Raw genomic sequence first — 24,264 nt, forward strand, 5'->3', positions numbered from 1 at the left:
AATTAAATAAATAAATTTTTAATTTCATTTTTATAAAAATTTAAAATATAGCTTCGCTTAATGTCCATTTTAATGGACATTTCTTTACCAACTTCAAATGGTTTTTCTAAAAGAGTAAACTTTAATATCTGCTCAAAAGGCTTAAATCCATTAGCTTTATTGATTAATTTTTTTATTTCATCATTTATGGCCTTAAGAACAATATTATTTGCAATAATTTGACGCCTATTATTAGCATCAAAAATTTTTTGCCCAACACTTTCTAGATATTTATTTATTTCTTCAAAATTTGGAAGAATAAGAGCGCCTAAGAATTTTTGATCTTGCCCTACAACAACTGCTTTTTCTATTAATGCTGATTCTTCAAGCTTAATCTCAATTGGAGCAGGCTCAACATTCTCTCCATTATTCAAAACAATTGTATCTTTTTCTCGACCAATAATTTGAACAACATTATCCTTAGATAATTTTGCAATATCACCCGTGTTTAAAAACCCATCAGAACCAATAATCTTACAAGTTGCTTCTTTGTCCTTGTAATATCCAAGCATTACTTGAGGCCCTTTTACAAACAAAATTCCCTTTCCAGGCTTTTTAAGCTTATTCCCATCAGTATCTCTAATCTCAGCAAGAGTTCCGGGCAAAATTTTACCGCAAGTCCCAATAATCACTTTTTTATGCTTATTAGAAGCCACTCCAGGCGAGGTTTCTGTCAATCCATAAGCATTGGCAAGTTCAATACCAATTGAATTAAAAAATCTAACAGCAGACAACGGCATACTCCCGCCACCAGTAATCCCAACAACAAAATTATTGCCCAAGATCTTATTTATTTTATTAAAAATTAAAATATTCCCCAAAGCCTTAAAAGGAAATGCGCAGATTAATCCAAATATTCCTAAAATTTTCTTTATAGGGAAAAATAAACTAAACCCGTTGTCTGGATAAAGCCCCATTACCACCCTATAGCAAATATCGCTAAGAAATGCCGCTTTTACAAAAAAATGAAAAATCATTCTAGAAATAAACGGTTTCTTAGAAACTTCTTTGTAAATATTTTGTCTTATTGCAATCCAAAGCCTAGGAACAGCTGCAATATAATGAGGATTAATATTTTTAATATCATCAAGCATTGCCCTTGGAACAATGGTGGAAAATAAACAAACCATACCCTTGAGGAAAATATTGTAAGAAAAAGACCTTTGAAAAGAATGCCAAATTGGCAAAATGCACATAAATATTTGTCCCACATGCGTATCAACCATTAAACTAAAGCTAGAAACCTGATAAAGAAGGTTGGCATGGCTGAGCATTACCCCCTTTGGATGGCCTGTTGTTCCAGAAGTATATATTATTGTTGCCATATCATTAGAATCAACTTTACTTGCAATCTCAATAATTTCTGAATCTTTTCTTAAGTTATCTCCAAATAAAATACAATCGCTATAAGTATAAATTTCGAAATCACTATATTTTAATCTATCCTCTTGGTTTAAATTTTCAATAATAATAAATATTGGCTTTACTGTAAATTTAATTTGAATAAACATATTAAGAAGATTTAAATTTTCTAAAATAACTACACTTGGAAGAACGGAGTTAAAAATAATTTCCGCTTCCAAAAGAGTAACATCAGAACCCTTTGGAATGTCAACGGCACCCAAAGATAAAATTGCAAAATCTATCACAGTCCACTCAGACCTATTCTCAGAGCAAATAAATATTTTATCTTGATGTTTAACATTGATTGACTTTAAAAAGGAAGCAAGCTTTAAAACATTGTTTTTTAAGTCGCCATAAGTAACATGGGCATATCCATTGCAAACTTTATATATTTGAGCAATTTTATCTTTTTGTTGATCAGCCACTTCAAAGAATGCCTTTGCTATTGACATATAATCCTCCTTTTAAAAAAGTTAACATGGTTTATTATATCATTATTAACCATAATCATAAAGATTATTTATAAAGCCCTCCTGTTGTAAAAAACATACAGAAAGCGATTAATTAACAAAACCCTAAAAAATCAAAACAAAGTTTAAAAAAATATTTTAATAAAAAAATAATTGAAAATCTAAAAGTAAATTTCAATTTTAATATTTTAGCAAGTAATATTTTTTTCTCAAAATACCTAAAGCATTAAATATTATCCAATTATTTTCACAAATATAAAAACAATGTTTAGGATCTATTTTATCACTTTTAAAACAATCCATCACTCTTTCTAAAAAATCTTCTTATTTTTTCTTCAGAAATACAGGAAATATAATTTTCATAGGCCTTAAAATATATTTATCTGATCATATCTATCTGATTTTGCTTGAATACGATGAATACGCCTATAAAATATATTGACCCTGACTTTAATAAAAGAATGTAAAGAAAAAATTTTTGTAGCTATTGAAATAAAATAATAAAATTTATTTTGTAATAAATATTTATCATTTAAAACAAAACACCCACAAACAAACTTTGATCGCGTGTCTATAATATTCTAATAATTTTTGAAAAATTATTAATTATTCCCTTGTTAACCAAAACAGCAAATAAAATTTTACCCTTGAGAATTTCTCAAAACAAAAAAATTAATCCCTTCTGTAGGGTAAGAACGATTCAAATCATCCACAATATCCTTTAATCGATCAACAATAGACTGATTGGAGGTATAAATAATCAAAATAAAATTTTCTTCAGGCCAAACACCATTACCATGCTTTTCCCCCTTCTTACCTTTTCCATAAACATTTCCTATCTTAGAATAATATATAGACTCTCCTAACTCTTGCTCTATTTTTTCTATACATTCAAAAACATCAAGCTCTAAAGATAAGTTAGAAACTATTTCAATCCTATAATTATAAAATTTAGTCATATCATTCCCCATCTTCTTCAAATAAATCATCATAACTGCTTTTAGTTGAATTATTAATTTTGAATGATTTTTCAACATCTAAATTGAACGTCACTCTTTTTAGCCTAGATTTGAAACTTGAAACAATGTTGGAAAAAATTTCAAAAAGCATGGGAATAAAAAACAAAGTAAGAAATGTGCTAGCTGTCATTCCGCCAATAAAAGTAAATGCAATTGGTTTTAGAAGTTCATTTCCACTTCCGCTAGAAAATGCCATTGGAATAAGCCCTATTATTGAAGTCAGAGAAGACATTAAAATTGGCCTAAGCCTTGAACGACAAGATTCAATAATTGCTTCTCTTAGGCCAAATCCCCTCTTGATCAATAAACCAGTATAGTCTACAAGAACAATTCCCGTATTTACCACAACACCAACAAGCATAAGCATACCAATTGCAGCAAAAATAGAAAGTTTTTCTCCTGCAAGAAAATGTATAAGCACAACCCCTATTGCCGTTAAAGGAATTGTAAAAATAATAATAAAGGGTTTTAGAAAAGATTCAAATTGAGAAGCCATAATACCAAACACAACAATAATAGCCATCATAATGATTATTTTAAACTGATTCATGATATTTGAAAATTCATTATATTCTCCTTCAACCTTAAGAACTATGCCTTCTTTATGAGGCACCTTATTATTAATAAAATCTACAACTTTTGCAGTTACTTGGGTTAAATTATCATCTGGAGAAATACCCGCATTAAGATAAATGGTTAAAGCTTGATTTTCTCTGTAAATAGATTCGGCTTTATTGGTTTTTTCAAAGGTGGCTATTGATGAAAAAGGAATTTTAACTCCAGATGAATTTGTAATAAATATTTTTTCTAAATCTTTTAAATTTTTAACATCCATTCTATCAAGCTTAAGAACAATATCATAATTAAGTCCCTTCTCCACATATTGCCCAGCAACAACACCATTAATATTGGCCTTCAACTCATTTAAAATAGTATTCATGTCAATGCCATAATTATAAGCTAGCGCTCTGTCTATCTCAACGCCAATTTGAAGTTGAAAATCACTTATGCTAAGCCTTGGATTTACAAGTTCAGGAATTTCCTTTTTTAACATGGAAACTAAAATTTTTCCATAATCTTTTATATATTCGAAATCATTGGCCGAAATTTTAATTTTAATAGAATCTCCACCACCCAAAGCATTACCACTGGAAGGATCAATATTAAATTCGGGATAAAGATTTCCAATACGATTCATAATTTTATATTTAACAGCATCGTAATCTATGTTTTGGATCAACTTATCTCTTGATTCTTCCTTGAGAGGGAACAATACGTTGAAAATTATTCTATCAGCATGCAAAGTAGCAATAATGCTTTTATATCCTTTAGCCTCACTTTTTACAATTTCTAAAAATCTATTAGAATAAAATTTTGCATATTCCAAATTAGTTTTATGGGGAAAATTTAAATTAATAGTAATTGAGTTCTCTTTGCCTCTAGCAAAAGTTGTCACATCTAGCAATAATCCTAAAAGCAAGCTACCAATAAAAGTAAAAAAAACAATCAACCCAAAAATCAATTTGTGATTTAAAACTATATTTAATAAATTGATATACAAAAATTCTAAAAAATAATAAATACTAGCAAAAAAAGCATCAATTTTCCTAATAAAAGGATTCTTAATATTTTTTTGGAAACTTGTGTATAAACCGACATAATGGCTTGATAAAACAGGAACCAAAAAAATCGCAACTAAAAGAGAAACACCTAAAGAAATAACAATCGTAAATGAAAAGTCTTTAAAAAAATCTCCATAGACCCCAAGTTCTGATTTGAAAATAAGAAATGGACCAAAAACACAAATAGAAGTAAAAGTTGAGGATGTAATAGGCAGCATCATCTCTTGAGCCCCGAGAATGGAAGACGAAATAAGCTTTGCTCCTTTTTGCCTATATTTGTATATGTTGTCTATTACAACAATTGAACAGTCAACAACCATTCCAATCCCAAGTGCAAGACCTGCAAGACTCATAATATTAAGGGAAATATTTACAAAGTACATTAAACAAAAGGTCAAAACAATTGCTATTGGAATAGAAATTCCAATAATTATTGTGGCCCTAAAGCTTCTTAAAAAGAAAAAAATAACAAATATTGCAAGCATGGCCCCAAAATAGGCTGAATTTACAACCGTTGAAATGGACGCTTTAATAAAATCGGTACTATCAGAAGCAATCTCCAATCTCATATCTTTAGGCATAGATAATTTCAATTTTTCTATTTCATTCATAACAACATTAGAAACTGCAATAGAATTAGCATCACTACGTTTTTGAACCGACAAAGAAATTGAAGGCAACCCATTATATTCAACATATTCAGATAAATCTTCAAAATCAGTTTTAATATTAGCAATATCTTTGAGTTTTATCTCAATAGGAGATAAATTTATGCCAGAAGAAATGTCGGGTATCTTATAAGCTATGACCACATTACCTATCTCTTCAATTGATTTAAATTTTCCAGAAACTTCAACCAAATATTCCAAGTTGTTCTCCAATATATTGCCAGCTGAAAGTTCCAAATTTTGAGATGCTATAATTGAAGATATTCTTGACAAAGAAAGCCCATAAGACTCCAGCCTGTTTTGAGAAACTTCAATTAAAACACGCTTTTTACTTCCACCATTAACAGTAACAATTGCAACTCCATCAAGCCTTTCAAGCCCAGGTTTAATGATTTCATCGGCATATCTTTTAAGCTCAGAAACTGGCCTTACAGAATTAATAACAATTTCCATTACAGGGATATTTTTAAGATTGTATCTAAAAATTCTAGGGGCCTGCGATTTGCTGGGCAATGAAGATTTTACCAATTCAAGAGCATCTCGAATTTCATTTAAAACCAAATCTAAATCGGTTCCATGATAAAATTCAAGTGAAACGGTGCTGCTTTCTTTGGAAGATACACTATATATATTTTTTAAATTCTTTACCGAACTCAAGCCACTCTCAAGGACTCTAGAAACACTCTCTTCAACTTCTCTAGGAGAAGCGCCAGGATAAACAGTGTGAATACTTATTTGGGGAATATCAATTCCCGGCAAAAGGTCTACTTTTAATCTTGAAAAGGTATACAAACTTATCATCAATAACAATGAAAATAAAATTAACATTGTTATTGGTTTGCCAACTATTCTCTTTACCAACATAACACATCCCCCAATAAATTAAATATTGCTTTCAGCTGAAAGACCCTCTTTGGTATCTACCAAATTTATTAGAGCTCCATTAGAAAGAGCAGACATGCCTTCTACTACAATTAAATCATTCTCTTCAACCTCGCCCGAAAGAGCTACAATGTTATCTATTTCAAAAAGCACTGTAATGGGCAACATTTGAACACTCTTACTCTCTAAATCAACCTTAAATACAAATTTTTTGCCCTCTCTCTCAACAACAGCCTCTCTTGGAATCTTAATTACATCTTTAAATCGTTTAGTAATAAGTTTGATTTTAGAAAACATACCAATAATCAGTTTATCTAAATTACTACCAATAGGCGTAAGATATACTTCGATAGTTCGACTTTTAGAATCTAAAATAGGAGATATTTCTGAAACTTTAGCTTTAAACTTTTCATTAGAATAAGCTCCAACCTCAATAATAGCATCATTTCCAACTTTAATATTTGAAATGTATTTCTCAGACACATAGGTTAAAATTTGCCTTGCATCTATCCTTCCCACTACTGCTATGTTGGACTGGGGATTAACTGTTTCACCAATTTTTTTTGTAATATTTAAAATATATCCTGATATTGGCGCTCTAACAGGGCTTTTCAAATATACAGAACCAGGTCTTGAGGGATCAAGAGTTGCAACTATTTGTCCCTTTTGAACATAAGCTCCAAGTTTTATTCTCAAAGAAGTTATTTTGCCCACAGCGTCTGGAAAAATATCTGCCTTAACTTTTGTATCTACATCTCCATTTAAAGACAAATAATCGCTTAAGATTCCCTTTTTAACTTTCATAGCAATTACTGGGAATCTATAAGGACTTTCTTTCTCCTTATCAATATTTTTGTCATCTAGCTTGTTCTTACCAACACAGGCAACTAAAACTAAGAATAAAACTAAAAAATATTTTTTTAAATATAAATTAATATTAAAAATCAAATTCATCAAAATACCTCTTAGTCTAATGAATTTATTAAATTTTTATATTCAAGTATAGAATTGGCATAATTTAATTTATCTTCAATGAACTTCAAATCGCTCTGCTTATAAACAAGTTCAATATCATTTAATTTAGAAAGATCCATGACTCCGGAATTAAAAGCATTAAATGCCATTTGATAATTTTTATTCGCTAATTCTACATTAATTTTAGAAGCATCAAGAATCGCCTTATATCTTCTAATATCCTTTCTTTTTTGCACAATACTAGATTTTAAATTCCTAATTTTACCTTCAACATTGTTTTGTAGTATTTTTAGCTGATAGTTATTATCTTGTATTTTTGTAAAACTCTTTGAAAATGGAAATATTTCAGTTAAACCATAATTTAAACTAAAGGATGCTAAAAATCCAGTTGAAAAACCTTTAGAATTTTCATGAAATGATTTATAAGGAGAGTAAGAAAATGACAAAGAAAAGCTTGGCAAATAGGTATCTAGCCAAAGCGAATCAATAAGCTGCTCGATCATTTTTAAGCGCATATTCAAATCCTTAATCTCTAATGATTCATTAAAATTTAATGCCTCATTAAATAGAGAAAAATCTATTGTTTCGTCTGGCAATTCTCCAATAATTTCAAAATCTTGATCTGGATCTAATCCTATTAATAATTTAAAAATTTCTTTTGATTTTTCAAAATTAATAATCTGACCATCCAAATCTGGTTGAGATTTTTTATACTTAAGCTGCGCATCAAGGAAATCTATTTCCGATATTAGTCCATTGTTATAAGCAATTCTAGCTTGTTCAAATTTAAGTTTACTATTTTGTATTTGACTCTCAAAAACTTTCAAAGTGCTTTTTAAAGCTATTAATTGATTGTAAGACTTAAGAACATTTAGCTTGATATTACGAACAGCACTCTCCCTTTCTATTTTTGCACTTTCATATTCCAACATAACAAGTTGCATTCTCTTTAAAACAGAAGGGGACAAAGAAAGATTAATCCCAACTCCAAACCCAAACCCCCAATAATCTCTCTCAAGCTCACTCAAAGCAGAAGGATTTCTACTAAGTGTAGAGCTAAGGTTAACATTTGGAACAAAAACATTCCATGCATTATTTTTATAAAGTTTTTTTATATTTTCCTTGTACAAAGCATTTTCTGAATCCAAGCTATTTTCTAAGGCCATATTTACAGCTTGTTTGGGTGATATTTGAATAATTTCAGCAAAAGAAAAAGAGACAGTCATAAAAATTAAAAAAATTTTTTTAATTTGAAGCCCCCTTATAATAAAAATCAAAACTTTAAAGTTATAAAACTTAATTAATATTTTCAATTCATTTGATTAATTATTATAATATAATACAATTCTAAGTATGAACATTTTCAAGATTTTATTTATCTTAAATTATCCTCTTATCTTTCTAATAAAAATTTACCAAAATACTTTATCTAAAATATTTGGACTACAATGCATATACAAACCTACTTGCTCAAAATATTCAATTGAATGTCTTAAAAAATACAATTTTTTAACGGCCTTAATATTAATGACACTAAGAATAATAAGATGTAACGCATTATTCAAAGGAGGAAGCGATTTTATTCCTGAATACAACCCTATTTTAGAATCTTTAAAAGAATTTAAAAAAAGATTAATCAAATAAAGTCTTATATTTTTCTGGAACCCACATCTTTACAACTTCTTTATTCTTTTCTACAAATTCAATTGCATTGCGGTATTCTTTGCCTGACTCTTTATCATTTCTATCCATTAAAGGCAATATTAAATCATCACCCCAATAAAAATGATCAAAAACATAATATGCATCAAAATCATCATTTTCAAGACCAAGTCTAACAAGAGTATGCACGCTCTCAATTCCCCCCATAATTAAATCAGGATCATCAAGAAACTTAATATCATACCTAGAAAAAGCCCAATGGGGCTTCCACAAAGGAACTAAAATCCACTCGTTCCTCTTTATTGAAGAATCCAAACTTGCAAGCATAACACTCTCACTTGAAGGAACTAGCTCATACTCTTTACTTAATCCATAATAATTAAGCGCTTGTTCTGTAACAATTTGAGTTCCCGCGCCAGCATCTATGCCAATCATTTTGTTTTTAAACTTATCGCCTTTACCCCTAAGCTCACTAATGCTGGAAATTGGAACATAGCTTGGCACCACAAAACCCTGAATAGTTCCTTCATAATTTGCACCAAGATCAACAAACTTTGTTTTCAGTTTTTCATAATAAAATTTATCGGCTGTAGGAACCCAAGAAGATACCGTACCATCTATCTTTCCAAATGCTAAGTATTGATACATTATAGATGTAGTAACTGAAAATATTTCTGCATTGTAGCCCATTTTCTCAAAAACAACCTTTAATACATTTGTAGCTGCTGTTTCTCCGCCCCAATTCACATATCCAATTTTTACCGATTTCAAATTCTTTGAAATCTTTTTTTCATCACAAGACAAAAACATAAGAATAATAAAAAATAAAAATAATTTATACATAAAATATCCTCCTTATTTATTATAGATTTCTAAGAATCTTTTAAATTTATTCTCTTTCTTTCCACTATAATGATCTGTGTTTAAATAGCTAAATTTAATAAAGATAGATTGCATAATCCTATCTAAAATAATAGCTATAATAACAACTGCTAATCCAGATATTAAACCCTCACCAAAATTTAATCTTTCTATGGAGTAAATCACAGTTCTGCCCAAACCAGACGATCCAACCATTGCAGCAATTACTATCATAGATATCGCCATCATTATTGACTGATTAATACCTTCAATTATACTTTGAAGAGAAAGGGGAAGCTGAACTTGAAAAAGAATACGCAAATTGCTACTACCAAAGGACTTAGCTGCCTCTATTACTTCATCTGAAACTTGAACAATTCCCAGTCTTGTATATCTAATAACAGGAGGCATAGCAAAAACTATTGTAGCAAAAATAGCAGAAGCTGTACCCATTCCAAAAAAAGGAATAGCGGGAATCAAGTAAATAAAAGGGGGCATGGCTTGCATTAAATCTAGAATAGGTTTCAAAAAAACATAAAATCTTGGGAAATATCCGCCCAAAATGCCTATAGGAATTCCCAAAATAACAGAAACTAATACAGAAACAAATATAATAGCTATTGTATCCATTGAAGCTTCCCAAAGATTAAAATACAAAATAAAAAAGAATCCGGGTAAAATTAAAAATATTAATCTCTTTTTTAAGAAAACAAAACTTAGCAAACATATAGTCAAAATAAAAAGAAGTGGATTAACAAAAAGAAATAAATTTTTTAAATTTTCATATAAAAAAATTATACTTTTAGAAAAACCTACCCCATCAGAAATTGAAAAATTATCAACCAAAAAATCAAAAAAATTATCTATTTTTAATATAAAAAAATCTTTAGTCATAAATTCCTATCTTGATAATAAATAAGAGATTTCATTTAAACTAATATATCCGACAATAGTTCCCTTTTCTTTTATTATTAAATAATCTTGCTTATTTAAATATTCAACAATTTTTTTTATCTCATCATTTAGATCTAAATTTAAAGATACAAGATTATCATACCTTTTGTTAAGAACTTTGTCATACAAACTAAAATTTTCACCTTGACATTTAATAACAACATTTAAGCCATTATCACTACCAGAGTTTAAATCAAAATCATCTTTTAAAATATCTTTTATTTTTAAAATATTTAAAACAGGTAAATTTTTAATAAAATCAGATATAAAATCTGTACTAGGATTAGCTAAAATTTCTAAAGGTTTGCCAACTTGAATAATTTTTCCATCTCTCATAAAAGCAATTCTATGTCCCAATTTAAAAGCTTCATTTAAATCATGAGTAATAAACACAACTGTTTTTTTAAGCTTAGCTACTAGCCTCAAAAGTTCTTCCTGCATTTCTCCTTTAATTAAAGGATCAAGTGCCGAAAAAGCTTCATCCATTAAAAGAATATCTGGATTAACCACCAATGCTCTTGCTATTCCAACTCTTTGTTTCATCCCTCCAGAAAGTTCATTAATATACTTATATTTTGAGTCTTCAAGGCCCACAAGATTTAACACCTCAATAGCAAGTTCTTCTCTAATTTTTCTGGGGATATGCTTAACCTCAAGTCCATATGTAACGTTTCTTAGTACATTCATATGGGGGAAAAGTCCAAAATTTTGAAAAACCATTGCAAATTTATCTTTTCTTAAATTAGAAAGATCTTTGCGATTTATAGCATTCATTTCCATATTATTTACCAAAATAGATCCTGAATCTATTTTATAAATACCATTTAAACACCTGACTAAAGTAGACTTGCCACAGCCCGACATACCCATAATAACTAAAATTTCATTTTCATAAACATCAAGATTAATATTGGCATTTGCAATAAAAATAGAAGATTCTTTGTAGATTTGCATTCTATCTTTGCCATCTTCATAGTCTTTTATAGCTCGACTTATCTGCTTTTTGTCAACATAATACGAAAATACTTTATAACAATCTTTAATTTTAACAGCAACCCTACTCAAAGCAAACTCCTCAATAAGCCTGCATTATGCTTTATAACACATCATTATAAATTATACTAAAATTATTAAATTTTTGCCGATCCGAAATAAAAAAACAAAAGATCCTTTAAAGGATCTTTTGTTAATAATTTGCATCAATTAAACTAAAATTTTATCTAAGCAATGACAAAACATATTGAGGAACTTGATTAGCCTGCGCAATCATTGCCATTGCAGATTGTGTTAAAATACTATTAGTTGTAGCTGCCACAACCTCATCTGTCATTGTAGCATCTTTTATTTGAGCATAAGATGCTTTTAGATTTTCAATTGCATACTCAGTGCTATTCTTTATAGATTCAAGTCTATTTTGGAAAGCACCTAAATTTGCCCTTTGATCACTTACCATTCTAATAGCATTTTCAATTTTAGCAAGTGATGTATTAGCATCAACTGTAGTTGTAACATTAACAGGAGAATTAACTCCACCTTGAGAAGGTGCTGTAGCAGGTGCTGGCTGCTGTTGAGCTCCTTCCTGTTGAACGCCCTCTTGAACAGGTGCAGCCTGAGCAGTTTGAGCTCCCTCACCAGAGAAAAGATTTGCAACATTAGCTGCATAAATATTTACAGCAATAGCCTCATCTTGGTTTGCTCCAACATGAACTCTTAAAGTCCAAGACGCTTGAGACCCTGAAAGTGATGCTGGTGTGTTAATTTTTGCAGGTTGCATTCCAAGCTCTTCGGCTGTTCTTACATTTTGAGAAGCAGATTTGTTTGATAACATGTGCATTTGGTTATATTGAGCTTGATCAGCAATTCTATTAATTTCGTCTGTAAGTTGCTCTATTTCAATTTGTATAGAACCTCGGTCTGCATCTGAATATGTGCCGTTACCTGATTGAACTGCCAATTCTTTCATTCTTACTAAGACTTTTTCTACTTCATTTAAATTCCCTTCTGTTGTCTGAATAAAATTGATAGCCTTTGAAGTATTTCTAGAAGCTTGTGACAAACCTCTTATTTGAGCATTAATCTTACCAGAAACTCCCATGCCAGCAGCATCATCAGAAGCTCGATTAATTCTGTACCCACTAGAAAGCTTTTCTTGAGTTTTACTAAGATTAGCAGCGTTAATGCCATTATTTCTTGAAGCATTAATAGCTGATGTATTATGATTGATAATCATATATCATTCCTCCATGATAAAATTTAATTATTTGGTTTTGGCAAATCCTTTTGCCTGTTAAAAAGAATAGCACAAAAATTTAAAAAAAAGAAACGCAGATAGCAATAGCATTAAAAATAATTATTATTTATTTCTTTGATTAAAATCAAAAGCCCTTAATGTATTTTCTTGATCTTTCATACGCTTAACGGTAAAATCCAAGGTATTAAGCTCACCTTCCACTTTTCTCTCTCTGTCTTCGTACTTCTTTTTATAATCTTCAACTTTATTTTTTTGATTAAAAATTTTCAAGTCGTAATTCTTTATTTTATTATAAATAACTCCTCCGGAAGCCACAAGAGGCGACAGGCAATCTCCTAGCATTTTAGCAATTCCATTATCATATACTCTGTCACCATTAAGATCATATAAAAAAAGCTCTCTAACATTATCAATATTATTGCGAATTGATTCATCAAACTTTTTCTCATCAAGTCTTAAATATCTAGAAAGTCCACCAGAAGAAGAAATGGAATTTGTAAAAACTCCCATCTGATTAATTATTGAAAAATTAGGATCACTAGTAACATAAGGCTTAAAAATTATTGACTCTAGCCTGGACTTAAGATTTTTCAATAAAAATTCAGACCTTAGAATACCTAAATTTTTATAAGCCTCTTCTTTTTGAGAATCACTAAGATAAGTCAGCTCTTCAACTATATTAGACTTTTGATTATTAGGCTGATCTCCATTAGAGCTTACAATATTAATCTCAGCAAGAACCTCATTATAAGCACCAATAAAATCTAAAAGAACCCTCTTAATCCCCTCATAATCAGGTTCAATTTTAGCCTCAACCATATCACTTGAGGGTTTTTTTAAACTTAATGTCACATTTGGAACCAAATCATTTATAACATTTGAATCTCTCTCAACATCTACTCCATCAAATTTAATTTTTGCATTTTCAGCAAAACTTTTAGCATTTATTGGCAAATGCCCATCTCTATTTTTTGGATCAAAAATTTCAACATTGCTAATCACAATTACTTTATTATTTGCTTTATTTTCAATATTTATTTCTTCCAGATTAGAAAGAGCTCCAACATCAACTTCAACTTCTTCAAAATTATTTGAAATATTTATTAAAGGAAGCTCTAAAGAACCTTCCTTGCTACATATTTTAACCATATTCATTTGAATATATTTTTTTTCCAAAGGAGTTTTTAAATCAGTTCCAAGATCAACTACACTATCTTCACTCTCAACTTTTGCATCCTTAAATGTAGCCCCTCCGGGATTAAAAATAATCTTACTATCAGACTCTTCCAAGCCTGTATCAAAATACCTAACTTCAAATTTAATCTTACTCCTAGATGTAATTTCAATATCTTCAGGAATTTCAATTGATACTTCTGAAAGCGGATTTAAAACAAGACTATTGTTTTCAAAAGCAAGTTTATTGTTACTGCTAGATTGATTTACAACAATGTCTGAAAGATTAGGATTAAAATTGGTTTTAAGTTCACTTAAAATTCCAATTTGCTTAGCAAAAGACAATCCTTCCCCTTTGATAACAAGCTTATTTTCTTTGCCTTCCTTTAAGGATTGTAAAACAAAACGACTATTTCCATTTTTATCACTTTTTACTATTTTTGCAGATAAAAAGCCCTTTCCCTTGTTATTAATATCCTTCACAAGTAAATCAATGTTGCCATTACTTTTTACATTAATTTCTTTCTTGCCAACTAAAAATATATAATCTCCCACTGGAATTGTAACTTTTTTAGGATCAAAATTTGAAGACAAAAACACATCAGCTGACGCTATTTGATCAACAATTAATTTATGGGTCTCATTCTTAGATCCATATCTAGTAGACAAAGTTAAAACTTCGCTATTACTAGAATTTCCTGACATTAGATTAAAAGGACTGTTAAGCGATGTAAGTTCTTTTGCAAGAAAATTTAAAGTAGAGATTTTTCTATTAATTAACTGCCAAGCACTTTTCTCTTGCTCCAAAGATTCAAGTTTCTTAAAAGAAGAATCAATTTTAGCCTTATCGGACTTAAGCATGGATTCACGAATTTCTTTAGTATTGTATTTACTCTCAAGTCCAGGAACAAAAAATCCTGATGCCAAAATAATGCCCTCCGGGGTAAATTATATCATTAATAAAATTGAAAACAAAATATAGCGTATAATTAAAAAAATAAAATAAATTTTAAAAACATTAATCCTTAAGCATCCAAACACTTTAAAATAAAAAATATAAGCTTTAAAAAAGATTAATGCTTATAGTAAAATAAAATAAATAAAAGGAAAATGAAAAATGCCAAATTTTTGCTTATTTAACTCAAAATCCGTTTTAACTGGAAATGATAAACTAGATAACTCAGCGGTTCTAATTAAAGATAATAAAATTTTTGATATTGTAACGTCTGACAGACTTAAAAAAATGGATCTCAAAGAATACCAAATGATTGACACAAAGGGCAATTATATAACTCCTGGTCTTTACGATAATCATATTCATGGATTTCACGGTCATGGGACAGACCAGTGCTCAACAGAATCGATACTTAAAATGTCAGAACATTTAGCACAATACGGTGTAGTAGGATTTTTACCAACCCTTTATCCAAGACCAATAGATGAAATGATTGAAACAATAAAAGCTTGCATAGCAGCAATTGGTAAAGAAAAGGGAGCTAAAATTCTGGGACTTCACCTTGAAGGACCATTTTTCTCTCCTGAAAAAAAAGGAGCTCATCCTGTTTCTCACCTTCATGAACCTAGTATTGAAGTTATGCAAAAACTAATAGATGCAGCTGGCGGAGTATTTACAGGATCAAACGGCAAAAGAAAAACACATATAAACACAATGACTGTTGCTCCTGAGCTTAAGGGCATGAGAGAGCTTGCAATATTTTGTCTTGAAAACAATATAAACCTTCAAGCGGGACACACAAATGCAACATATGAAAACATGATAGAAGGATTTCAAGTTGGAATACTTCATACAACCCATTTTTTCAACGCAATGTCAAAACTTGATCACAGAAATCCAAATGCAATAGGAGCGGTGTTAATACATGGCGATGTTTCTTGCGAAATTATTGCAGATGGCCACCATATACACCCAAAATTAATTTTAATGCTTAGAAAGCTTAAAGATATAAGTAAAATAGTCCTTGTAACTGACGGGCTTACTCCGAATTGTCAAACTTGTGGAAAACTAATTGCAAACGGAGACGAGGTTTATATTGCAGAAGATGGATTATTTCATAGCGTGAAAAGCAACACAATAGCTGGATCAACACTCACAATGATACAAGGTCTTAAAAATTTAGTAGAATTTGGTTTCAGCTTAAGCGATGCTGTTCAAGCAAGCTCTTACAATCCAACAAGAATTCTCAATATTGATAAAAAGGGCTTAATATGTCATGGATATGATGCAAACATCAATGTCCTAGATAAAGATTTTAATCTAAAGTTAACAATGATAGAATCTAAAATAATTTTTAACAATCTCTAACTTTAATTAATTTTAAGGAGATCTCAATGAGATTAATAATCAGACCCACATACGAAGACATATCAAAATGGGCAGCTAATCATGTAGCACAAAAAATTAAGGAATTTTCTCCAACAAAAGAAAATCCATTTATCCTTGGACTTCCAACAGGAAGCTCTCCGATTGGCATGTACAAAAACTTAATTGAATTGAATAAAAGTAAAAAAATTTCATTTCAAAATGTCATAACTTTTAATATGGATGAATACATAGGAATTGAAGAAAATCATCCTGAAAGTTACCATTCATTTATGTGGAACAATTTTTTTTCCCACATTGACATTAAAAAAGAAAACATAAATATACTAAACGGAAATGCTTCAAATCTCAAAAAAGAATGTGAAGAATATGAAAAAAAAATCAAATCTTTCGGGGGAATAATGCTTTTTGTAGGGGGAATAGGCCCCGATGGTCACATTGCTTTTAATGAGCCGGGCTCCTCCTTAACATCAAGAACAAGAATTAAAACCTTAACCCAAGATACAATTATTGCTAATTCAAGATTTTTTGAAGGCGATGTAAACAAAGTTCCCAAAAATGCACTAACTGTTGGAATTGGAACTATCATGGATTCACAAGAAGTTTTAATAATAGTAAATGGACATAACAAAGCAAGAGCATTAAAGCATGCCATTGAAAAAGGCATTAACCACATATGGACAATTAGTGCACTCCAACTACATAAAAATGCAATCATAGTATCTGACAAAAATGCAACTCACGAATTAAAAGTTGGAACAGTAGAATACTTTAATGACATAGAAAGAGAAAACTTTAATAATGACTTAAAATAAATTGCTTAAAATTTTAAAGTAAAATACTAAATATAGAATTGAAAATCTTTATTAAATAGAGGCTAATTGATCACTTCATTGTAAACTTTTGAAACTTCTTCCCAATTTAAAGCCTTTAAAAATGCATCGACATATTCAATTCTTCTATTTTGATATTTAAGGTAATAGGCATGCTCCCAAACATCAATACCTAAAATAGGCTTATAAGAATTCATCAAAGGACTATCCTGATTAGGCATTGAAATCACTTTAAGGCCACTCTCAGGACACAATACTAACCATGCCCAACCACTTCCAAAAATTTTCATTGCAGTATCTTTCAAATCGGCCTTAAGAACATCTAGGCTTCCAAAAGCTGCATTAATATCATCTTTAAACCTTTCAAAAAGATTATCCTTATTTCCTGGCCTTAAAGTTCTAAAATATAAAGTATGGTTAGAATAACCACCAGCATTATTTCTTATTAAAGTTTGAAATTCTTCTGGAAAATCATGAATATTTTTTAATATGTTTGACACATCTGTTAAATGAATTTTTCCCATTTTTTCCAAAATAGAATTCAAATTCATTACAAAACCATTATGATGCTTGCTGTGATGAATTTCCATAGTTTTAGCATCAATATAAGGCTCAACAGCATCATAATCATAACCAAGTTCTGGCAGCTTAAACATAAAAAACCTCCTGTTTTAACTTTTGCCATGACAATTTTTATATTTCTTCCCACTTCCACAATAACAAGGCTCATTTCTGCCTATTTTAGGAGAACTTCTAACCACTTGAACATTAGAAACGCTTTTATTCTCATTAATAACAATTCCAGAAAGTTCTTTATGAATTGGTTTAACATTCCTAGACTTCTTTGTTGACTTAAAATCGGAAGAATTGCTATCCAATTTTAATTGAAGAACACGCCTTATGGTAGACACTTTAATGTCTTTAATAAGCTCGCTAAATATTGAAAATCCCTCTTCTTTGTATTCTGTGATTGGATTTTTATTAGCATAAGACCTTAAATAAACAGCCTCTCTTAAAGAGTCTAAATTTGCAAGATGTTCCTGAAATTTAAAATCAATATTTTTCAAATATTCATATCTTAAAAATCCATTAAAAAGATCCCTACCAATCAAATTTTCCTTTTCATCTAAATTTGCTTTTGCTATTTGCATTAACTTAGCCTTTAAATCAAGAGAATTAATATTTTCAATAGAGCCAAGACTCTCAAGCATATAAGCAAAAATTGAATTTACTTCATTTAAAAAAACATTTGAAACTGTGCTACTTTTTGTCCCTTCAAGCAAAAAACTAAGATATTCTTCTAAAGCAACAAGAATACGATCCTTAATAGCTGTATCTTCAAGAATGGAATTTCTCTGAGCATAAATAAAATCTCTTTGTTTTGTAATAACATCGTCATACTCTAACAAATGCTTTCTAATTTCAAAATTTCTGTCTTCTACTCGTTTTTGAGCATTAATCAAAGATTTAGTTAAAAGAGAATGAGTAATAGGCTCTCCTGTTGCCATTCCAAGCTTACCCATTAATGATCTTAGATTGTCTCCAGCAAAAAGGCGCATTAAATCGTCCTCAAGGGACACATAAAATCTTGAGCGCCCGGGGTCACCTTGTCTTCCACTACGACCACGAAGCTGATTGTCTATTCGCCTTGATTCGTGACGTTCACTACCAATAACATAAAGCCCACCAAGACTTTTAACCTCATTATAGTCTTTCAGGTAATTTTCTCTCTCATTTTTAACAGCCTCTTGAAATTCTTCAAGGCTTACATTAGTTCCGATTTTTTTTCTAACTCTGTGCTCAATATTTCCTCCAAGTTTAATATCCGTACCACGACCAGCCATATTTGTTGCTATTGTAACCGCATGCTTTGCTCCAGCTTCAGCAATAATAAATGCTTCTCTAGAATGATTTTTTGCATTAAGAACTTCATGCTTAATGCCTCTACTTTTAAACATGGCTGATAAAATCTCAGATTTTTCAATAGAAACAGTTCCCACTAAAACCGGTTGACCCTTTTTGTAAGTTTTATAAACCTCATCTGTAATCGCATTAAATTTAAATTCTTCCGTATAATAAATAGTATCATCCTCATCTATTCGCGCTAACAATCTATTTGTTGGAACTACAACTACATCAAGATTATATATTTTATGAAATTCTTTAGCTTCTGTATCAGCTGTACCTGTCATGCCAGAAATTTTATCAAACATTCTAAATAAATTTTGAAAAGTAATAGTTGCCATAGTCTTATTTTCATTAGCAACTCTAACTCCTTCTTTAGCCTCAATAGCTTGGTGAAGCCCATCTGAATATCTTCTCCCTGTTAAAACTCTCCCGGTAAATTCATCTACAATCTCAACCCCAGAATCACCAACAATATATTCTCTATTTTTTAAAAAAAGCAAATGCGCTTTTAAGGCTTGAGTCATATAATGAACATAATTAAAATTTGAATCAGTATACATAGACCCACTAATAATGCCTTTAGAAACTAAAAGCTGTTCAAGATTATTAAGCCCTTTGGCAGTAAAAGAAATTCTTTTAGCTTTTTCATCAACAGTATAATCACCATCAAGGTCGTCTATTTCTAAAGGATAATCACCTGTTTTGGGATCTTTGGAGCATTCTTTTAAAAAAGATACAAGAGAATTAACTTCAAGATAAGCATTAGTGTTGCCTTCAGTAGGCCCTGAAATAATCAATGGGGTTCTTGCCTCATCGATCAAAATAGAATCAATTTCATCAATAATACAATAATTAAACTTTCTCAAGGATTTTTCATTCAAGTCATAACGCATATTATCTCTTAGATAATCAAATCCAAGTTCATTATTTGTAACATAAGTAATATCTTTAGCATATTGAGCCTTTCTTAGCTCATAATCCATATTAGATAGAACAACCCCCACGCTAACACCCAAAAGATCAAAAACCGGCTTCATCCAATTGGAATCACGCTCTGCAAGATAGTCATTAACAGTAACAATAATAACTCCATCTCCTGTTAAACTATTTAAATACGCCGCTTGAACTGAGGAAAGGGTTTTTCCTTCTCCCGTTTTCATTTCTATTATTTTGCCTTTGTGAAGAGCAAGACCTGCAATGATTTGCACATCATAAGGCCTTTCTTTAAGACGCCTTCTAGCAGCTTCTCTAGACAGAGTAAAAGCTCGCTCTAAAATATTCTCTAAAGAATTACCCGATTTTAATTCATCTTTAAGCTTTTCTGTCTCCTTTGAAAAATCTTCATCTGCCAACAATAATGCCCAACGCTCAAGCTTATTAATATTTCTTAAAGTCGGAAGATAATCTTTTAAATCTCTTTTACTTTTTGAGCCAATAGTTGTCTCAAGTACTGCTTTTAACATGGTAGGTATTAATTCTCCTAAATAATTGACTTAAAGTCATTTTAAATAATAATATAAAAAATATGAAAAAACACTATAAAGCTCTTATATTAAGCCTGCTTTTTGCAATTATATCATGTAATGCTAAAACTTTAAACGAATTAGGAGAAGAACAATTTAAAATACCATTTGGAACACTTCCTGGTGCAATAATGCCTTTGAATAACAAATTTACAAATTCAAAATTTGATATCAAAACGTATAATGGGCTAGTGTACATTGCAGAAATAAAAACAAATAAATTAATGATTTTCAACTCATATGGAAAACTAATACAAACATATCAAAATGGAATATTTAAAACAAACCCCGATTTAAAAATAAAAAAAATAGATTTTGAAGGAATTCAAGCAATATACCCACTAAAAGATTTTATTATTGTCGCAGACAAACTAAATAATAAAAAATCAAAATTCAACCAAAAAGAGAATATTGCCTACTTCATGAGAATACTAATACTAAACAAAAACTCATCTGTAGAAATTTTAGGTCAAGAAGGTTTAAACGGAATGCCATTTCCACAAATTTATGATGTTAATGTTGATGAAAATGGCAACATTGCAATAATATCAATATATAGCGAAGGATATATAATATATTCTTACAATAAAGAATTTTCCCCGCTTTATAAAATTTACGTCAACAAAAACCTGTTAAAAACAGTAGACAATCAAAAGAAAAAATACAACATTTCAATAGATAAGGTTTTTTTTGAAGTCAACAAAAAAACTCTTTATGTAAAAACTACTTACTATGAAAACATTGGTGACAATGAAAATATAAATGATCTTGGAATTAAAATTAAAGATCAATATATCTATAAAATGAGTTTGAAAAAAAACAAAGAATTAGAAGTAATAAATAAAATTGCTCTTCCTAAAAACTTACTAGATGATAAACAAGAAAGCTTTATAAACATTATAAAAATACAAAAAGACAAAATAATAGCATCTACTAATATGAAAAATTTATCTAACAATTTAATATGGAAATTAGACAGCAAGGGTTTAATTAAAGAGCAAATAGCTTTAATTGAGCCTCCAAATTTAATGTTTCTCTCTGAAAGTTTATCTAAAGATGGAATACTTAGTATACTTTATGGCGGAAAAACTGGCGTTAGTGTTTACTGGTGGAATTTAAATGCATTATTAAAATTATAATTATAGTAAGGTTAGATTTGCAAATACAATGAAAAAGATTAATTGCAATCAAAAACTAGAAATCGAATACCAAAAAAAAATGAAAAAACATATCATTATTGGGATAATCTTTGTTGTAATTCTTTTATTTTTTAAAATTTTATTAATTCCCAGAATTCAAAATCACGAAAATAATAAAAATAATATCAAAATGATAATAAGCTACAAGCAAGACAAAAACAGATTATCGCTAAAAATAAACATAAAAACAAAAAAAACTTCCAACCTGGGAAAAGCCAAACTAGATATTTATCTGGACAGTAAATTAATTGAAAGCAATTTGCTTTATATAAGCAGTAAAAACTTTACAACATATGCTAATATAATCTATCAAAATGAAAGTTTATTAAGTATAATATTAAAGAGTAATGGCAATAATAATGTCTTTTATAGTAAAAGAATAAAACCTAGAGGTAAAATATGATACAAATATACTTCATGTCTGTTTCACTTAACATCTTAGGGGGAATAATACTTGCATTTCCAATATTAATAGAAAAAATAAGCTTTTTAAAAATTTTTGAAGATTTTGTAAATTTAATAAACGATAACAAAAAAGTAAAAAGCATTTTTGGATTATTATTTTTAATAACCAGCGCCCTTGAAATAATCAAGCCCTACAAATTGCCAATAATTGGAAATTTGATTCCAGCTGTAAGTTTATTTTTAATTGGATTTATCTTGTTTTTAAAACAAAAATTACCTACAGAAGTTCAAAATAACAAAAAATATGGAAAATTTAAATCAATACTTGAAAGCAATCAGCAAATAATTGGCATTATATCAATCATTATAGGAATAATTCATTTTTTAGCAGCAGAAATACCTTTATTGTAAGATATTGAAAGATTAAAAATAAAAATGCAATTTTTAATAAAACCAAAAGCGACTTGACTTTGACATAAGCATTCTATATTATTACTATGGTTTAATGTAAATTTTAATTACCGCCTCAAAAAGGCTTTAAATGGTATAAAGGAAGAAGATATAATGATATTTAGAACATGTAAATATTTGGAACTAATAATGCTGCCCATGTTAATGCTGAGTTGCGCTTTTTTTAAGAAACCACAATCTGTACATCAAGACAGCAATACTGGCAAACCAATAAGTGATAAAAAAATACATTTAAAAAATTCACAACATACATCTGTACATCAAGAAAACGAAACTGGCAAACCAATAAGCGATGAAAAATTACATTTAATATCAGGCAAAATTTCAAATAAAAAATTGCCAATCATAAATGGTAATCATGACGTAACTTGGATAAAAACAAAGGCAATGAAAATCTTAGACGAATATGGAAAAGAAATACCAGAATTTAAAAACAAATTTGGATATTCTTATATACTATCTCCTATAAAAATGGATGGAGAATATAGTTATTACGCGTCACTATTAATGCTTTTTGAAACAACTAAAAATGGGGATAAAGAATATGAAATTGAAGATATTAAATTTGTAACAGCTGGTTCCACCCTAGAACTTAAAAATTCTCTTCTAGCTGTTGAAAATTCACAAGAAGAAGGATATGTTACTGCATACCCATTTGGAATATTAATGAGTGACGAAATTAAAAATGCTTTTAAATTAACACATAAAAATGGTCATTGGAATTATATGCTTGCAGATTTAACTGTCAAAAATAAACTTACTCAAGAAACTAAAATTTATAAAATTTCTCTTAATTCAAAATTAATTATTGAATTTTTAAAAGAAGTGCTAAAAGAAAATTCTATATTAAAAGACATAACTGGAGATTTATTTGAAGATATATAAATAAAAACAAAAGGAAATATCTTATGAACATTAAAAAATTTATTTTAACCTTGATAATTCTTTCTCTAGCTAAAAATAGCTTTTCTGAAAACGAAATTAATATCTTCGAAAACGAAAATTATATTGTAAAAGAAAATATAAAAACAGAAATTAAAAAACTAAAACAAAGTTTTTTACTTGCATCTGTTGATGTCGCCATTAGCCAACCCTACATGGAATTGGCAGACTTAAATGGAGAACCAATAAAAGAACTTGAGGGGATTAGTTATTCATTTATAAATGTATTTTCAAAAATTGGATCTTCTGCTATTATTTCATTTGACCTATCAAACGAAGCTTCCAAGAAATATAAAATCACAAAATTAGAATTTTTAAGTCCAGATAAAGGCAATTTTATTAACCGGCTAAGCAGCCTTACTAGTGGAAAACAGCAATCAAAAAAAGAGCTTGCAAAAGACGCTTACTCATTTGGTACATTAAAAACTGAATCTCTTTCAAAAACAATTGCAGAATATTATAAGGATAACAACTGGCATTATATTTTAGCAGCAATAACAGTAGAAAATAATATAAATAAAGAAACTGAAAAATACGAAATTAGAATTAACCCTAAAATATATAACGATTTTCAAAAAAAAATGAGATTACATTTTAAAAGCAACCAAATAAAAAAATTTCCAATACCCATTATAGAATAAACTACAAATTAATAGAAAAAA

Annotated in this window: 20 protein-coding genes; 8 read left to right on the forward strand and 12 right to left on the reverse strand. The window is 29.5% G+C overall.

Annotation, left to right across the window (positions count from 1 at the left end; genetic code table 11):
* Window positions 1-2: 2 nt before the first annotated feature.
* The 5 genes from QIA19_RS01225 to QIA19_RS01245 form a co-directional block, all read right to left on the reverse strand.
* Window positions 3-1,895 (reverse strand): long-chain fatty acid--CoA ligase, encoded by a 1,893-nt coding sequence (locus QIA19_RS01225; protein WP_301365228.1) that lies wholly within the window; start codon window positions 1,893-1,895, stop codon window positions 3-5.
* A 659-nt stretch (window positions 1,896-2,554) separates the two neighbouring features.
* Entirely contained in the window at window positions 2,555-2,872 is a 318-nt protein-coding gene (locus tag QIA19_RS01230) for a PG0541 family transporter-associated protein (protein ID WP_301365230.1), read from the reverse strand.
* 1 nt (window position 2,873) lies between these two features.
* Complete coding sequence (locus tag QIA19_RS01235; protein ID WP_301365232.1) at window positions 2,874-6,086, reverse strand: efflux RND transporter permease subunit; 3,213 nt, start codon at window positions 6,084-6,086, stop codon at window positions 2,874-2,876.
* An 18-nt stretch (window positions 6,087-6,104) separates the two neighbouring features.
* Window positions 6,105-7,058 (reverse strand): efflux RND transporter periplasmic adaptor subunit, encoded by a 954-nt coding sequence (locus tag QIA19_RS01240; protein ID WP_301365234.1) that lies wholly within the window; start codon window positions 7,056-7,058, stop codon window positions 6,105-6,107.
* 11 nt (window positions 7,059-7,069) lie between these two features.
* Window positions 7,070-8,305 (reverse strand): TolC family protein, encoded by a 1,236-nt coding sequence (locus QIA19_RS01245; RefSeq protein ID WP_301365236.1) that lies wholly within the window; start codon window positions 8,303-8,305, stop codon window positions 7,070-7,072.
* A 127-nt stretch (window positions 8,306-8,432) separates the two neighbouring features.
* Here QIA19_RS01245 and yidD point away from each other — a divergent pair, with 127 nt between their 5' ends.
* Entirely contained in the window at window positions 8,433-8,723 is a 291-nt protein-coding gene (gene yidD / locus QIA19_RS01250; RefSeq protein ID WP_363322305.1) for a membrane protein insertion efficiency factor YidD, read from the forward strand.
* On the opposite strand, the gene QIA19_RS01255 is transcribed toward yidD, so the two are convergent.
* The 5 genes from QIA19_RS01255 to fliD all read right to left on the reverse strand — a co-directional run bounded on the left by QIA19_RS01255 (window position 8,712) and on the right by fliD (window position 14,907).
* Entirely contained in the window at window positions 8,712-9,584 is an 873-nt protein-coding gene (locus QIA19_RS01255; RefSeq protein ID WP_301365238.1) for a glycine betaine ABC transporter substrate-binding protein, read from the reverse strand. The genes yidD and QIA19_RS01255 overlap by 12 nt on opposite strands.
* A gap of 12 nt (window positions 9,585-9,596) precedes the next feature.
* The gene (locus QIA19_RS01260; RefSeq protein ID WP_301365240.1) at window positions 9,597-10,496 is read right to left on the reverse strand and encodes an ABC transporter permease; all 900 of its coding nucleotides are present in this window, start codon (window positions 10,494-10,496) and stop codon (window positions 9,597-9,599) included.
* A 6-nt stretch (window positions 10,497-10,502) separates the two neighbouring features.
* Window positions 10,503-11,621: an ATP-binding cassette domain-containing protein gene (locus QIA19_RS01265; RefSeq protein ID WP_301365242.1), complete on the reverse strand. Its 1,119-nt coding sequence runs from the start codon at window positions 11,619-11,621 to the stop codon at window positions 10,503-10,505.
* A 151-nt stretch (window positions 11,622-11,772) separates the two neighbouring features.
* Window positions 11,773-12,786 carry a flagellin FlaB gene (gene flaB / locus QIA19_RS01270; RefSeq protein WP_301365244.1) on the reverse strand — a complete coding sequence of 338 codons (1,014 nt, stop codon included), beginning with the start codon at window positions 12,784-12,786 and terminating at the stop codon, window positions 11,773-11,775.
* Between the two features lie 123 nt (window positions 12,787-12,909).
* The gene (fliD, locus tag QIA19_RS01275; RefSeq protein ID WP_301365245.1) at window positions 12,910-14,907 is read right to left on the reverse strand and encodes a flagellar filament capping protein FliD; all 1,998 of its coding nucleotides are present in this window, start codon (window positions 14,905-14,907) and stop codon (window positions 12,910-12,912) included.
* Window positions 14,908-15,097: 190 nt separating this feature from the next.
* On the opposite strand from fliD, the gene nagA reads away from it, so the two are divergent.
* Both nagA and nagB read left to right on the forward strand, forming a co-directional pair.
* Window positions 15,098-16,303 carry an N-acetylglucosamine-6-phosphate deacetylase gene (gene nagA / locus QIA19_RS01280; protein WP_301365247.1) on the forward strand — a complete coding sequence of 402 codons (1,206 nt, stop codon included), beginning with the start codon at window positions 15,098-15,100 and terminating at the stop codon, window positions 16,301-16,303.
* A gap of 26 nt (window positions 16,304-16,329) precedes the next feature.
* Complete coding sequence (nagB, locus tag QIA19_RS01285; RefSeq protein WP_301365250.1) at window positions 16,330-17,136, forward strand: glucosamine-6-phosphate deaminase; 807 nt, start codon at window positions 16,330-16,332, stop codon at window positions 17,134-17,136.
* Between the two features lie 62 nt (window positions 17,137-17,198).
* Here nagB and QIA19_RS01290 read toward each other — a convergent pair whose 3' ends face one another.
* Entirely contained in the window at window positions 17,199-17,810 is a 612-nt protein-coding gene (locus QIA19_RS01290; protein ID WP_301365252.1) for a superoxide dismutase, read from the reverse strand.
* Window positions 17,811-17,825: 15 nt separating this feature from the next.
* Window positions 17,826-20,525 (reverse strand): preprotein translocase subunit SecA, encoded by a 2,700-nt coding sequence (gene secA, locus QIA19_RS01295; RefSeq protein WP_301365254.1) that lies wholly within the window; start codon window positions 20,523-20,525, stop codon window positions 17,826-17,828.
* Window positions 20,526-20,587: 62 nt separating this feature from the next.
* On the opposite strand from secA, the gene QIA19_RS01300 reads away from it, so the two are divergent.
* The 5 genes from QIA19_RS01300 (at window position 20,588) to QIA19_RS01320 (ending at window position 24,243) form a co-directional block, all read left to right on the forward strand.
* Window positions 20,588-21,724, forward strand: coding sequence for an LIC_12708 family protein (locus QIA19_RS01300; protein ID WP_301365256.1), 1,137 nt, complete (start codon window positions 20,588-20,590; stop codon window positions 21,722-21,724).
* Between the two features lie 28 nt (window positions 21,725-21,752).
* A complete protein-coding gene (locus QIA19_RS01305; protein WP_008882661.1) occupies window positions 21,753-22,187 on the forward strand; it encodes a hypothetical protein in 435 nt (144 codons plus the stop codon).
* Window positions 22,184-22,600 (forward strand): hypothetical protein, encoded by a 417-nt coding sequence (locus tag QIA19_RS01310; protein ID WP_301365259.1) that lies wholly within the window; start codon window positions 22,184-22,186, stop codon window positions 22,598-22,600. The genes QIA19_RS01305 and QIA19_RS01310 overlap by 4 nt, the downstream gene beginning before the upstream one ends.
* A gap of 153 nt (window positions 22,601-22,753) precedes the next feature.
* Window positions 22,754-23,545, forward strand: a complete 792-nt coding sequence (locus QIA19_RS01315; RefSeq protein ID WP_008882553.1) for a S2/P23 family protein — start codon at window positions 22,754-22,756, stop codon at window positions 23,543-23,545.
* Between the two features lie 23 nt (window positions 23,546-23,568).
* Complete coding sequence (locus QIA19_RS01320; RefSeq protein ID WP_301365263.1) at window positions 23,569-24,243, forward strand: S2/P23 family protein; 675 nt, start codon at window positions 23,569-23,571, stop codon at window positions 24,241-24,243.
* The last annotated feature ends 21 nt before the right edge of the window (window positions 24,244-24,264 follow it).

This window comes from [Borrelia] finlandensis (assembly GCF_030438365.2).
Classification (GTDB): domain Bacteria; phylum Spirochaetota; class Spirochaetia; order Borreliales; family Borreliaceae; genus Borreliella; species Borreliella finlandensis.

Excerpts from the sequence above, each read along its gene's own strand:
- QIA19_RS01315 (WP_008882553.1), top strand. The coding sequence starts at position 22,754 with ATGATATTTAGAACATGTAAATATTTGGAACTAATAATGCTGCCCATG.
- nagA (WP_301365247.1), top strand. The coding sequence starts at position 15,098 with ATGCCAAATTTTTGCTTATTTAACTCAAAATCCGTTTTAACTGGAAAT.
- QIA19_RS01290 (WP_301365252.1), bottom strand. The coding sequence starts at position 17,810 with ATGTTTAAGCTGCCAGAACTTGGTTATGATTATGATGCTGTTGAGCCT.
- flaB (WP_301365244.1), bottom strand. The coding sequence starts at position 12,786 with ATGATTATCAATCATAATACATCAGCTATTAATGCTTCAAGAAATAAT.
- QIA19_RS01310 (WP_301365259.1), top strand. The coding sequence starts at position 22,184 with ATGATACAAATATACTTCATGTCTGTTTCACTTAACATCTTAGGGGGA.
- QIA19_RS01260 (WP_301365240.1), bottom strand. The coding sequence starts at position 10,496 with ATGACTAAAGATTTTTTTATATTAAAAATAGATAATTTTTTTGATTTT.
- QIA19_RS01230 (WP_301365230.1), bottom strand. The coding sequence starts at position 2,872 with ATGACTAAATTTTATAATTATAGGATTGAAATAGTTTCTAACTTATCT.
- secA (WP_301365254.1), bottom strand. The coding sequence starts at position 20,525 with ATGTTAAAAGCAGTACTTGAGACAACTATTGGCTCAAAAAGTAAAAGA.
- QIA19_RS01255 (WP_301365238.1), bottom strand. The coding sequence starts at position 9,584 with ATGTATAAATTATTTTTATTTTTTATTATTCTTATGTTTTTGTCTTGT.
- QIA19_RS01320 (WP_301365263.1), top strand. The coding sequence starts at position 23,569 with ATGAACATTAAAAAATTTATTTTAACCTTGATAATTCTTTCTCTAGCT.
- yidD (WP_363322305.1), top strand. The coding sequence starts at position 8,433 with ATGAACATTTTCAAGATTTTATTTATCTTAAATTATCCTCTTATCTTT.
- nagB (WP_301365250.1), top strand. The coding sequence starts at position 16,330 with ATGAGATTAATAATCAGACCCACATACGAAGACATATCAAAATGGGCA.
- QIA19_RS01240 (WP_301365234.1), bottom strand. The coding sequence starts at position 7,058 with ATGAATTTGATTTTTAATATTAATTTATATTTAAAAAAATATTTTTTA.
- QIA19_RS01225 (WP_301365228.1), bottom strand. The coding sequence starts at position 1,895 with ATGTCAATAGCAAAGGCATTCTTTGAAGTGGCTGATCAACAAAAAGAT.
- QIA19_RS01300 (WP_301365256.1), top strand. The coding sequence starts at position 20,588 with ATGAAAAAACACTATAAAGCTCTTATATTAAGCCTGCTTTTTGCAATT.
- QIA19_RS01245 (WP_301365236.1), bottom strand. The coding sequence starts at position 8,305 with ATGACTGTCTCTTTTTCTTTTGCTGAAATTATTCAAATATCACCCAAA.
- QIA19_RS01235 (WP_301365232.1), bottom strand. The coding sequence starts at position 6,086 with ATGTTGGTAAAGAGAATAGTTGGCAAACCAATAACAATGTTAATTTTA.
- QIA19_RS01305 (WP_008882661.1), top strand. The coding sequence starts at position 21,753 with ATGAAAAAGATTAATTGCAATCAAAAACTAGAAATCGAATACCAAAAA.